14 protein-coding genes are annotated in these 12,482 nt (G+C 40.2%); 10 read left to right on the top strand and 4 right to left on the bottom strand.

Annotated elements, in window-relative coordinates:
- Positions 1-3: 3 nt before the first annotated feature.
- The 3 genes from ACIQXQ_RS18260 to ACIQXQ_RS18250 all read left to right on the top strand — a co-directional run bounded on the left by ACIQXQ_RS18260 (position 4) and on the right by ACIQXQ_RS18250 (position 3,344).
- Positions 4-1,461, top strand: a complete 1,458-nt coding sequence (locus ACIQXQ_RS18260; protein WP_402871486.1) for a circularly permuted type 2 ATP-grasp protein — start codon at positions 4-6, stop codon at positions 1,459-1,461.
- Positions 1,454-2,416 carry an alpha-E domain-containing protein gene (locus tag ACIQXQ_RS18255; RefSeq protein WP_402959320.1) on the top strand — a complete coding sequence of 321 codons (963 nt, stop codon included), beginning with the start codon at positions 1,454-1,456 and terminating at the stop codon, positions 2,414-2,416. Before ACIQXQ_RS18260 ends, ACIQXQ_RS18255 begins: the two co-directional genes overlap by 8 nt.
- 73 nt (positions 2,417-2,489) lie before the next feature.
- Complete coding sequence (locus tag ACIQXQ_RS18250; RefSeq protein WP_402871480.1) at positions 2,490-3,344, top strand: transglutaminase family protein; 855 nt, start codon at positions 2,490-2,492, stop codon at positions 3,342-3,344.
- 147 nt (positions 3,345-3,491) lie between these two features.
- On the opposite strand, the gene ACIQXQ_RS18245 is transcribed toward ACIQXQ_RS18250, so the two are convergent.
- Positions 3,492-4,412, bottom strand: coding sequence for a glycine-rich domain-containing protein (locus ACIQXQ_RS18245; protein ID WP_402959318.1), 921 nt, complete (start codon positions 4,410-4,412; stop codon positions 3,492-3,494).
- A gap of 262 nt (positions 4,413-4,674) precedes the next feature.
- Here ACIQXQ_RS18245 and ACIQXQ_RS18240 point away from each other — a divergent pair, with 262 nt between their 5' ends.
- The 6 genes from ACIQXQ_RS18240 to ACIQXQ_RS18215 all read left to right on the top strand — a co-directional run bounded on the left by ACIQXQ_RS18240 (position 4,675) and on the right by ACIQXQ_RS18215 (position 9,856).
- Positions 4,675-5,679: an Ig-like domain-containing protein gene (locus ACIQXQ_RS18240; RefSeq protein WP_402959316.1), complete on the top strand. Its 1,005-nt coding sequence runs from the start codon at positions 4,675-4,677 to the stop codon at positions 5,677-5,679.
- A gap of 131 nt (positions 5,680-5,810) precedes the next feature.
- The gene (locus tag ACIQXQ_RS18235) at positions 5,811-6,044 is read left to right on the top strand and encodes an excisionase family DNA-binding protein (RefSeq protein ID WP_402871471.1); all 234 of its coding nucleotides are present in this window, start codon (positions 5,811-5,813) and stop codon (positions 6,042-6,044) included.
- A 206-nt stretch (positions 6,045-6,250) separates the two neighbouring features.
- Complete coding sequence (locus ACIQXQ_RS18230) at positions 6,251-7,279, top strand: AI-2E family transporter (protein WP_402871469.1); 1,029 nt, start codon at positions 6,251-6,253, stop codon at positions 7,277-7,279.
- Between the two features lie 306 nt (positions 7,280-7,585).
- Entirely contained in the window at positions 7,586-8,404 is an 819-nt protein-coding gene (locus ACIQXQ_RS18225) for a basic amino acid ABC transporter substrate-binding protein (protein ID WP_402959314.1), read from the top strand.
- A gap of 76 nt (positions 8,405-8,480) precedes the next feature.
- Complete coding sequence (locus ACIQXQ_RS18220; protein WP_402871465.1) at positions 8,481-9,137, top strand: amino acid ABC transporter permease; 657 nt, start codon at positions 8,481-8,483, stop codon at positions 9,135-9,137.
- Complete coding sequence (locus ACIQXQ_RS18215; protein WP_402871463.1) at positions 9,134-9,856, top strand: amino acid ABC transporter ATP-binding protein; 723 nt, start codon at positions 9,134-9,136, stop codon at positions 9,854-9,856. Before ACIQXQ_RS18220 ends, ACIQXQ_RS18215 begins: the two co-directional genes overlap by 4 nt.
- Positions 9,857-9,920: 64 nt before the next feature.
- Here ACIQXQ_RS18215 and ACIQXQ_RS18210 read toward each other — a convergent pair whose 3' ends face one another.
- The 3 genes from ACIQXQ_RS18210 to ACIQXQ_RS18200 form a co-directional block, all read right to left on the bottom strand.
- On the bottom strand, positions 9,921-10,292 hold the full coding sequence (locus ACIQXQ_RS18210; protein WP_402959312.1) for a hypothetical protein: 372 nt from the start codon (positions 10,290-10,292) through the stop codon (positions 9,921-9,923).
- 165 nt (positions 10,293-10,457) lie between these two features.
- Entirely contained in the window at positions 10,458-11,342 is an 885-nt protein-coding gene (gene cidR, locus ACIQXQ_RS18205) for a cidABC operon transcriptional activator CidR (RefSeq protein WP_402871459.1), read from the bottom strand.
- 160 nt (positions 11,343-11,502) lie between these two features.
- A complete protein-coding gene (locus tag ACIQXQ_RS18200; protein ID WP_402871457.1) occupies positions 11,503-11,928 on the bottom strand; it encodes a universal stress protein in 426 nt (141 codons plus the stop codon).
- Positions 11,929-12,090: 162 nt separating this feature from the next.
- Here ACIQXQ_RS18200 and ACIQXQ_RS18195 point away from each other — a divergent pair, with 162 nt between their 5' ends.
- Entirely contained in the window at positions 12,091-12,471 is a 381-nt protein-coding gene (locus ACIQXQ_RS18195) for a MerR family transcriptional regulator (protein ID WP_402959310.1), read from the top strand.
- The last annotated feature ends 11 nt before the right edge of the window (positions 12,472-12,482 follow it).

Raw genomic sequence — 12,482 nt, 5'->3', positions numbered from 1 at the left:
GCATTGTTCAAAACTTATGAAACGGGCTCCTTTTTCGATGAAATGCTTCAGGAAAATGGAGAGCCAAAAGACCACTATCGATACTTCCATTCAATTCTTCAACAGTTTTCAGAAGAAGAGTATAGGGAAAAGCATGAAACAGCTCAATTCAGTTTTTTAAGACAGGGAATTACTTTTACGGTGTACGGGGAAGAAAGCGGAACGGAGCGCACCATGCCGTTTGACTTCATACCAATTATCATCCCTGCTGAAGAATGGGGAGTGATTGAAAAAGGCATGATTCAACGAGTCGAAGCACTTAATCACTTTTTGGATGATATCTATCATGATCAACAAATTTTGAAAGATCATGTTGTTCCGAAATATCTGGTAGAAAATAGCCCGTATTACTACTATAAACAGGTAGGCGGGGTTGATATCCCGTTACAAAATCATATCTTCTTGGCAGGAATCGATCTAATCAAAGATGAACATGGTGAATATCGAGTTCTTGAGGATAATCTACGAAATCCTTCAGGACTTTCGTATGTGTATCAAAATCGTTATGTTATGCGTCAGGTTTACCCCGAGTTTTTTTCTGAACATTCTCTCAACACACTTGAAAATCAAATTGCTCATTTACAGCACTCCTTATTATCGCATGTGCCAAATAACATCTCGAAAAACACTGAACCTAGAGCAGTCCTCTTAACAGCCGGAATGTATAATTCGGCTTATTATGATCATGTATTTCTAGCACAACAAATGAATATTCAGCTTGTAGAAGGAAGAGATTTGATCGTGAAAGACAACATGGTTTACATGAAAACCATTCGGGGATTAAAAAGGGTGGATATCATCTATCGCCGTATAGATGATGATTTTCTTGATCCGGAGGCGTTTCGTGAAGATTCGTTACTCGGGGTGCCGGGATTGATTGCTGCTTATAAAGAGGGGAATGTCTCCATCTTGAATGCGATTGGAAACGGTGTGGCCGATGATAAAGCGATATATTCCTATGTACCGGATATGATTCGATATTATTTGAAGGAAGAACCGATCATTAAAAACGTGGATACCTACCTGTTAAGCGATCCAATCCAGAGGGAGTGGGTTCTTGAAAGGTTGGATGAACTCGTCGTGAAGAATGTAGGGGCTTCTGGTGGCTACGATATGCTAATCGGACCCCATGCTACCGAGGAAGAGAGGGAAGTATTCCGTCAGAAAATCATTGAAAATCCTTATCAGTATATAGCACAGCCTACCATTAAATTATCACGGGCCCCGGCGTACCAAAAAGGCCGATTCTACCCGTGCCATGTAGATTTACGCGTATTCGTCATGAAGGGGGAACAGGTACATGTACTGCCTGGCGGACTTTCGCGAGTGGCTTTAAAGGAAGGATCACTCGTTGTGAACTCCTCACAGGGCGGGGGCGGAAAAGATACCTGGGTGTTAAAGGAGGAGATGCAGCATGCTTAGTCGTGTAGCCGATTCTTTATTTTGGATGGCAAGGAATTGTGAACGGATGGAAAGTAATGCAGATATCCTTGAGGTTCAGTTAATAAAAATGCTAGAGGCATCCGAGCATGAAATCCTGGTCAAACATGACTTGGAAGCGATCATCGGGATTTGTGGGGATAAAGAGGAATTCGATTCTCTTTATGAAGAAATTACGATGAAAAATGTCGTCCATTATTTGGCCTTTTCAGAGGATAACTTCAATTCGCTATCGAGGATGACCAAGAATATTCGAGAAAATGCCAAGATGACAAGAGATAGAATCCCTAACATGCTTTGGGAGGTATGGAATGAGTTTTACTTAGAGCAAGAAAATTCCGAAGCAAGGGAGGATTACTCCATCCAAGAGATTCATTCCTATATCAGGCGTATTAAAACCACTTCAATGATTGCGACTGGAATAATAGATTCTACCATGTCACGAGATTTGCCCTATCATTTTATTAAGATAGGAAAATGGCTGGAACGGGCTGAAAAAACAGCTCTTGTCATGCAGATGATGTATCGACAATCCGTTCCATATGGTGACTTGGAAGGGCAAGAATTGGACTGGCGTACAAGTCTACAGCTCATTAATGGATATGAGGACTTTACTAAGAAATTCAAACCTTTGATGGAACCCAAATTTGTCCTGCAATTCATGATATCCGATCATAGCTTTCCTCGTTCCCTCTGTTATTGCATGGAACATGTCAGAGAAGTTATTAAAGGACTTGAAGGTGAAAAGGTGGCCCATTATTCTTGGAAGATGTATGCGGCCATTGACAATATGATCAGTGAATTCAAAGATGTGGACATCAAAAAACTGAATACGGAAGAGATTGGGGTTTTTATTGATTCGGCTTATAGCCAGTGCCTGGAATTTGGAAAGTTATTCTCCGAAACGTATTACTTAGAAGCTGATCCTGTAAAATGAAAGGGAGCATTCCCAGAAAAAACCCTTCCTCTTACAGGACAGTAAAACCATAGTATCAGGGAGAGAAATGGCCATGAAATATGAAGTTGAACATGTAAATACTTTTTACTATGATACAGCAGTAGACCAAAGTATGAATACCATTCGTTTGAAGCCTAGGACGGATGAATGTCAGCGTTTATTATCTTATAAAAATGAAATCACACCTGTATCGATGCCAAAGGAACATGTGGATTTATGGGGGAATCACGTGGAGAGTTTCTTTATCCCTCAAAAACATACGAAGTTGGAAGTGAAGACGACCTCCATTGTCAGTATTCAAAGGTCGCCATTTATTCGACAAATCGAGTATTCTCCAGAAATGAGATATATCTTTCATTCGGAATTATTTCATGATCATTATAAGAGTTTTTTAAACGAAACAAGCTATACCTTCTTATATCAGTATCAAATCGACCAAGTTATCCAAGCGGTAGGTGATATTGAAAATCCAGTTGAATTCTCCCTTCAGTTAATGAGGTATCTTCATGAGGTCATGAACTATGACGGAGAATCGACTAATGTAAGCACAACGGCTAATGAAGCGTTTGACTTAAAAAAAGGCGTATGTCAGGATTATTCTCATATTATGCTGGGCGTTCTTAGAGCCAGGAAGATTCCGGCCAGATATGTAAGCGGCTATCTCTACGTCGGTGAAAACTCGGAGCTGATTGGTGATGCTGCCTCCCATGCGTGGGTTGAATTCATGGCTCCTGGTATCGGCTGGATTGGGCTCGATGCTACGAATAATGTAGAGGCACTTGAAAATCACATTTGTCTTAGCGCTGGGCGGGACTATTCAGATGTCAGCCCGTTACAGGGAGTTTACAGAGGTGGGAACCAAACGCTTGATGTAAAAGTACAGGTGAAGAAACTGGAACATGAATAAGCAAAACTGATATCCATTAATGCCTCCTTGAGTAAAAGGAGGCATTTTTAAATGGGTTGGGGAAGGTGAAATGGTAACGGGTACTTTATTGATTGGACAAAGAGTGTTCAGCACCTAGATACCATCTAACAAACGGTGGTGCTGTTTTTATGAAGAGCACGAGCTACAGGAAGAACAACTCGAGGAATCAGATCCACTATCATGAACACTGCCATGACTGTCGGTACCTACATTTCCAGAATGGGAACCGTGAGCGGGATCGTCACCAAACAGATGCTTGAAGTCCGAATCACATGCATCCGCACTTGCATAAATGAAGTAAGCGGGTGCAGCATAATCCATTTGATTGTACCGTTTTTGCCAATCCACACTCCGTTCTGTGCGGTCACTTTTTATGAGGCCCGAGAACCTATCAAAAGTTTCTTCCGCTTCCACACTCGTCGGTTTTCGCATGTATTTTTCCTTTAACTGGTCAACTTCCAGTGTTTCGAAATCGTGGAGCAAGGAGGTTGCTTTATCATGTTTGAAGAACTTTCCCCAAGTTAGAATCGAGGGCGAATCAATAGTGAACAGCTGGACATAGTAAAAGTCGAACAGTGTCCGTTCCTCTGGTTTAAAGACAGGCTCTGTGTGGGGATGATGTAGGATCATCTGGCCAAGGAAGTCCCGACAGAACCTATCATATTTCTGTTTATCATCCAGCATGATATGCCAGAGTTCATCGACGGTGGCATGAAACATTTCCATTTTACCGAACACGGCCGTCATGATGAAGTACCGTTTTAATTCCCGCCATAACTCGTTGACATTCCCCTGTGTATAACGTGGGTGTCTCATACGGAAATCGGTATTGACCTTTTCCATATACTCGATTTCCATGGCTTGATTTAGCTTTTCTATTAAGGCTTCCGATACGATAGCATTCCCGCCTATGTCCAACGTCTCCTCATACCTTCTCCGGAATTCTTGCTGATACCGTTCCATTCTGACCGGCTCACTTCTCCGCTTTACCAAGATAACCACAATGATCGCGAAAATGGCTGCAAGCATGACATAAAGTAAGGTCATTTTTTCAATCCTCCTAGTCTATAGAACTCCTACATTAACACTATTTTACATTTTATGGGTTTGATTTATAAGGTTAAACGCATTTTTTTTCCTTGATATTTACGAACCAGGAAATAAGGTGGACATATCAGGCTTTAGTCCCTTTACGCACAGAGTAATTATTAGTATATTTTGGTAAAAGAGGGTTTATCTTCTTTTTGCGTGTGGGTAGAGACAAGGGAAAAGAAGAAAATCTTTTACTTTATTAAAAAGGGAGAGAACTATGAAAAAATCATTTGTTTTTATTCTGGCATTGGTATTCAGTCTATTTTCGCTTAATTTAGGGGCGGTAGGAGCCGCTACAGTTTCAGTTGAAAAGGGAACAGGCCTGAAAAGTCCTTTCGAGCGTGTACATAATCAGTCATACAAGAAGATGGCAAGTGAGTATCTCATTGAAAAAGAACCGAATAATACGATTAAAAAGTCTAACTCAATAAGCCTGAAACAATTTGGTTTGGGGATTTTCAATAAAGCGAACGATGTAGATTACTATAAAATCAAAGTGAAGCATTATGGTTTCTTATATGTGGTCGCTGCTACGGAGTTTAATAGTTCGCTAGACTTTTCTTTATATAATGCCAAGAATAAAGCGGTGAGCCTGGAAAGTTCCAACCGTGTAGATCAAGCGGATACTCAACTCTATTCCGTATCTCCGGGAACATATTATATTAAAGTGAAAGACACAGGGAGTTTAAAAAGCCAGGAAGAATACGCAGTAGGTGCAACCATGTCTGGGCCGACCATCAAAAAGGTCGGGGATAAGGATACAAAGATAAGCGGGGAAGCTGAACCGAATACCACAGTATATGTGAAGGTCAATAATAAAGTTGTCAATAAAAAGGGAACAAAGATAAAAGCGAACGGCAAGTATTCTGTCACGATTGGTAAACAAAAAGCCGGAACCAAAGTCTCTGTTTGGTCTACAGGAACCGTGGGTGGAAAAGAGTACCAGACCACCCCGGTCAAAACGACGGTAAAAGACGTGACGGCACCCAAAATGCTTACAGTCAGCGCAGTGACGAGTTCAAGTAAATCGGTTTCCGGTAAAACAGAGGCCAAAGCAACCGTGCAGGTTAAAGTGGGATCCAAGGTTCTCGGAAAGGCGACAGCCGATAAAAATGGCAAATATAAAGTGACGATGAAAAAACAAAAGAAAAAGACAAAGTTATCGGTTGTGGCAACCGATAAGGCCGGAAATGCCAAAACGGTCAAAGTGACAGTGAAATAATAGAAGGGCCTTTCTCAATCTGGGAAAGGCCCTTTTCAAATGGACGGAGGATATTGGGCAATAGGAGAAAAGCAGAAAAAGTGAACTACTGGTATAATAGCTATAAAGATAGTAGTAGGAGTGACGAAAACGTGTATTTAACAGTAGAGGAAACGGCTGATTACTTATCGGTGTCCATACCATATGTCGAAAGTTTAATCTTACAAGGAAAAATTAGAGTGGTGGATGACGGCGAGGGTGTAGTATTGATCTATAAGGACCAGTTCAAGACGCACTTTGAACAGCTGGAGAAATATAAAATGTTAGTCGAAGAATTGGCGAATGAACCGATTCCGGAAGATCTAGACATTAAGGACGAAGACTAAGTCTTCTTGATTGGGATGCATAATAGGTGCATCCCTTTTTTGTACCGGTTATAGTTAATACAAAGCCGGGGCTTTTGAGGGAGTCCGGGCAAGATATTTCGAATTATTATTTTTTGGAAGGTATTTGTAGTAGATTTCCTCCATTCCGTGTAAAATAATAAATACAAAGATAGATTACGGCAAAATGGTAGATAGGAGATAGGTAAGTGGTAAAAGAGTATTTACAAAGCGAAGGATTTTCAAGATTCATTACCTTACTTGTGCTGTTTTTATTTCTTGTAAGCATCGGAAGTATGGTCAATATCGTTTTATTCACATTTGTTTTCACTTTCCTGATGGGAAGGCTTGAACAATTCATCATGCTTCATCTGAAAAAAGTGATGCCCATCAATTCCAAAGTGGTCATAAGTTTCATTTATATAGTGTTCATTGCTTCTTTAGCTATCGTCCTTTATAAGTACTTGCCGGTTATTACGACACAATTTACTGAGCTGATTACGCAGATTGTATTCTTCTTTCAACATCCGCCTGATAGCAAGGTCATTCAATATGCCATTAGTTTAATGAATGAACTTGAATCACCTCTGGATCTTCAAAAGCAGATGAATACGCTCTATCTTTATATATCTGACTTTGGAAAACTGGCGTTTCAAATCTTCATTTCTATACTGCTTAGCTTGTTTTTCTTGTTGGAAAAGGATAAAATCATCCGCTTCACTTCCAAGTTTAAGCGGGGGAAATTCAATTCCTTCTTCATTAATATTGGACATTTCGGTGTGAAGTTCGTTAACTCATTCGGAAAAGTCATTGAGGTTCAATTCCTAATTGCCATTACGAATGCCATTCTATCCGTTGCGTTCTTATGGATTCTTGGTTTTCCACAGTTAATTGGTTTGGGGATCATGATTTTCTTCCTTGGTTTGATTCCAGTGGCTGGGGTCATTATTTCCTTGATTCCACTAAGCATGATTGCCTATAGTATTGGAGGCATGCCAAAGGTCATTGCAGTGTTGATCATGATTGTGGTGATTCATGCGCTTGAAAGCTATATTCTGAACCCGAAATTCATGTCGGCCAAAACAAATCTTCCTACGTTCTTCACGTTTATGATCTTACTGTTTTCCGAACACTTCCTTGGAATTTGGGGATTGATCATCGGGATACCAATCTTTATCTTCCTATTGGATATGTTAGATATTGATGAAGAAACTAACCGTGCACTGGACGAACCATAATAAGCAGCAACCCTCTAAATGGGTGGTTGCTTATTTTTTTATATTCGTTTTCAATATAATTTTCTATTTTTTATGGAAAAAGAAGATGAATCGATTATTCACATGTTCAAAGTCCATTATGATACTTGGTTTTGTCATTTACTGTAATAAACTTGTATTCTACTAAAGTTATTTTTTTACTTTTTATTGCATGAAAACTCAAAAAAACGTATACTATTTTTAAGTAAAAAATACTGAATAATCATTCAAATCTAAATTATTAGACTACTTTGAGTGAGAGTTTACGGGAGAAAAGAGGGGATTATGTTGAAAAGGGTATCTGTATACATGTTGGTCGTGATATCTTCTTTGCTTTTGATCATGACAGGATGTGGCAAGGAAAAGGAAGTTTCCACTACAAGTGATGAAGGGCCGAAGGAAAAGACGCTTAGAGTCGTGACGGATGCGGCATATGCGCCTTTTGAATACCTCGAAGGTGATAAAATCGTCGGATTCGATGTTGACTTTATCAATGCCGTAGCGAAGGAAGCTGGGTATAAAGTCGAGATTGAGCATGTAGGCTGGGATCCGATTTTTGTGGAGATTGAATCAAAAAGAGCAGATTTAGCTGTATCGGCAATTACAGTGAATGATGAAAGAAAACAATCGTATGATTTTTCGGTTCCTTATTTCCTTTCCACTAATAAAATCTTGGTTCCCGAAAAAAGTGATGTGGCATCGGGAGAAGATCTGAAAGGGAAGAAGATAGCTGTCCAAACAGGTACAACGGGTCAAGAAGCGGTGGAAGCCCTTCTTGGGAAAAACCATAAAGATATCAAGAAATTCGAGAATAATAACTTAGCCATTCAGGAATTGCTCAAGGGTGGGGCTGAAGCGGTCGTGGCGGATAATACGGTCGTTGAAGAGTACGTAAAAAATAATCCTGATCAAAAGTTGAAGGTCGTGGAAGACAGCAGCAGCTTTGAAGAGGAGTTTTATGGAGTCCTATTCCCTAAAGGCAGTGAGTTAAAGGCCGATTTCGATAAAGCGATCAATACCATGCTCGATAATGGCAAGTACGCCGAAATCTATAAAAAACAGTTTGGCACAGATCCAGATATCGAGACGGTAAAAGCACAACAATAATATAGGTTATGAGAAAAATTGCGTAACTTTACGTGTGAAGTTACGCAGTTTTTTTTGACTTTAGGAGGTACATAGAATGGGTTTTCGTTGGGATATTATTTTTGAATATGCGCCTTTCTTATTGAAGGGGACGTTGCTTACGATTGGTCTATCCGTTTCTTCGATTCTAATCGGGACGTTTCTTGGATTGCTGATTGGATTAGGGAAGATTGTAAGAAATAAATGGCTCGCCTTTCCATTTTACTGCTATGTCACGGTTTTCCGGGGGACACCATTACTGGTCCAGATTTTCTTGATCCACTTTGGGGTGGTTCCTTTCTTTACCGGCGAAACGAATGCCGTCGCAGCGGGAGTCATTGCACTTTCTTTAAATGCAGCGGCATATATTGCTGAAATATTCAGGGCCGGAATTCAATCCATTGATAAAGGACAAATGGAAGGGGCACGTTCTTTAGGTTTGACGCACACTCAATCCATGATTTCCGTTGTCCTTCCACAAGCATTCAAACGCATGATTCCTCCTCTAGGTAATGAATTCATCGTATTATTGAAAGATTCTTCCTTGGTTTGTGTCATTGCTGCCCCGGAATTGATGTATTGGGGAAAAGCGATGGGCAGTCAGTATTTTAAAGTATGGGAGCCATATTTGGCCTGTGCCTTCATCTATCTTTGCCTGACGCTCGTTCTAAGTTTCGTACTAAATAGACTTGAAAGTAGGTTGAAAACAGAATGATCAAGGTGGAAAATTTAAATAAGTCATTTGGTGACAATGAGGTATTGAAGAATATCAGTGCAACCGTTGCCCCACAGGAAGTCGTCGTGGTCATTGGTCCGTCGGGATCTGGGAAATCCACTTTCCTAAGATGCATCAATCAGCTAGAGACGATAACGGGTGGCCACATTTACATTGAGGGGCTTGATACGACGGATAAGAAAGTCGATATCAATAAAATCCGTACGGAAGTCGGCATGGTCTTTCAGCATTTTAACTTATTCCCGCATAAAACGGTTCTTGAAAATATCATGCTTGCGCCGATAAAAGTGCGTAAAGTTTCCAAGGAACAGGCAGCAAAGACGGGCATGGAATTGCTTAATAAGGTGGGCCTTTCGGATAAAGCGAACGCCTATCCGGACTCTTTGTCAGGAGGGCAAAAGCAACGTGTAGCCATTGCTAGGTCTCTAGCTATGGGCCCAAAGATCATGTTGTTTGATGAACCGACATCCGCTCTAGACCCGGAAATGGTCGGTGAAGTGCTTGAAGTCATGAAGCAATTGGCGAAAGAAGGCATGACGATGGTTGTGGTGACACATGAAATGGGATTTGCAAAAGAAGTTGGGGATCGAGTGATATTCATGGATGAAGGGTTGATCGTTGAGGAAAATGTGCCTAGCGAGATTTTTGACAATCCGCAGCAGGAAAGAACGAAGGCATTTTTGAGTAAAGTCCTTTGACGTATAGCTAAAGAAAAAAACCTTCCGAAAACGGGAGGTTTTTTTAGGAACATATCAGGGGGTATTATTTAATGTATGAAGCGCCTAAAAGTGATTCAGGGCTTTTACCGAGCACTAGCATACTGATTTTCGCATATCCAATATTTTCATTTTGGGAGAGGGTTTGTCGAAGAACCTCGATATTCGGATCATTCTTTAACTTTTGAACTTCCTCTTTATATAAAGTGATAACGGAGGGCATAACGAATTCAGGGGTGTATTCGTTAGGGTTTTCATCCATGATTAATGTGCCCATAAATTGATATTTAAATTGGAAAGCTCGTGTTAAGGCAACGACATGAAGCAGTTTTTTAAATAATTCGGGGTATGAATATTTAATTTTTTCCAACGCTTCTTCGGTTGCTTGTAACTCATCGACACTAGATAAAGTGATCATAAATATCTCCTTTCAGAAAATATCGATATATCGGTATTGCAGTGCTTTTTACTCACTACCAAGTCTAACTCGGCAAGTAAATAAAGTAAAATGGTTAGATGTTATCATGAAGATAACTCATATCTATGATAGTGCTTACATTATTTTCTTATTGAAGGTGTATGATCACTCTTTTTTAGCCAACGCTTCCTTTGTATATTTCAGCCATTCCTTTGCGGCGTATGAAAGGTATTGATCCTTACTCCAAATGAATGCCAAGTTCCAGCTCAGTGATGGATTTTTAACCTTGATGGTCTTAACACGACTATCCAACCGACAGAGGCTTTCTGGTAAAAGGGCGATGCCAAGCTTGCAGAAAACCATTTCTTCTATAAAGTCCCATCGAGAGCTTTCGGTAACGATGTGTGGAGAAAAACCTGATTCCTTACAAGATGAAATGATGAGGTCACGCAAAACATAATCCTTATTGAATAAGATAAAGGACTCATGTTGAAGATCTATCAAATCGATTTCATCCTCGGAAGCAAGTGGGTGAGAGGGATGAACGATCAACTTGATGTCTTCTTCTAAAAATGCAAAATGGTGAAATAGAACGGTGTTGGTCGGCAGGACGATTACGCCTATATCCAGTTGGTCATTTTGAACGGACTCTTCAATTTTTTTTGAACCATCTTCAACCAATTGAAAGGTGATATTGGGATAATCCTCATGAAAACGGCTAAGAATTCGGGGGAAGAAAGAGGCATCGATAATCGGGGGTAAACCGATTCGTATATGTCCCTTTTTAAGGCCTAATAAATTATCCATTTCTGTTTCCAAGTTATGAAAGGCTTTATCAATCAATTTTGCCTGCTCTAATACGACCCGACCGGCATCGGTCAGAGCGAGTTGCTTGCGGGAACGATCGAAAAGTTCAACACCAAGTTCGGTTTCCAGGTTCTTGATCATTTTACTGATGGTCGGCTGAGTAATGAATAAATGATCGGCTGCCCGAGTGAAACTGTTAAAATTAGTCACTTCTATGAAGTATTGTAAATGCTTAATATCCATCGCTTCACCTGCTTATCTCTTCAAAGTACTTTCATTTTACCCATAGAAATAAGGGTTTGTAAAATAAGAATCTCTTTGCCGTTTACATCCTATTGTCAAGCTAGCAGAAAAGCTGGTCTCAAGGAGCCCAGCTTTTTTGAAAACGAGTCGTACTATGTAATCACTTAACCAATAAGACGGGTACCGGGGAGTTCTGCACGATATAATGACTGACGCTTCCCAGGAATTCCTTGAACCCGCTTAAGCCGCGGCTACCCATGATGATAAGGTCGCAGTTTTGGGATTTCGCATGTTCCAATAACGTTTTGATGGCGGAGCCTTCCACGACAAATGTCTGGGTTTTATTCGGAATTTCCGATAATAGCGCATCCGCTTTTGAGATGACTTCTTCTCCATACTTCAGCATGGATTCCTCGATTTCTTGAAAAGCGTTTCCATATATACTTGGATGAATCGGTAGCGTTACAGCGTGTATCGCATGAATTTCAATGGCTGGATCCAGCTTGGCTAATTCAATCGCTTTTTCCAAAGACTTGAGAGCTAATTCAGATTCGTCATAGGCAACTAGTATTTTCGAGCAGATCATGTTGATCCATCCCTTCATTTACAAGAATATATCTTTAGTATAACAGGTAAAACGACCCTTTTCTTTTGATTTCATGAAATTTTATGAATACTTGTTGAAGTTTACGTTAACGTCAATGGTAAGATAAAGGTAAATAATCCCTTTGTAAAGTGTGGTTATAGGATGTACACGATTTCTGAGTTAGCCAAAGAGTTTGAATTGACGACGAGGACGCTGCGTTACTATGAGGAATTAGGCATGCTAAAGCCGAGGCGGACCGAAACAGGGAACAGAGTATATGGAAAGAAAGAATTCGCACAGCTTAAAATCATCATGCGTGGCAAGAAGTATGGGTTCTCTTTGGATGAAATAAAAGACATTGTGGTCCTTTTCGAGCAGGACAGAACAGGGGTCAAGCAACTGGAGAGAACGATAGAAAAAGCGGGACAGAAATTAGAAGAAATCAATGAACGAATGAGGGAACTTGATGAATTGAAGCGGGATTTTGAATATATGATCCATGATTTTAAGAAAACCCTTCATAACTTGAAGGTTGAATCATAAGCTTCAAAAAC

Origin of the sequence: Peribacillus sp. NPDC097198, from assembly GCF_044762055.1 — a bacterium.
Classification (GTDB): domain Bacteria; phylum Bacillota; class Bacilli; order Bacillales; family DSM-1321; genus Peribacillus.
Note: the sequence above shows the minus strand (reverse complement) of the source record. Positions and strands in the feature narration are given on the sequence as shown.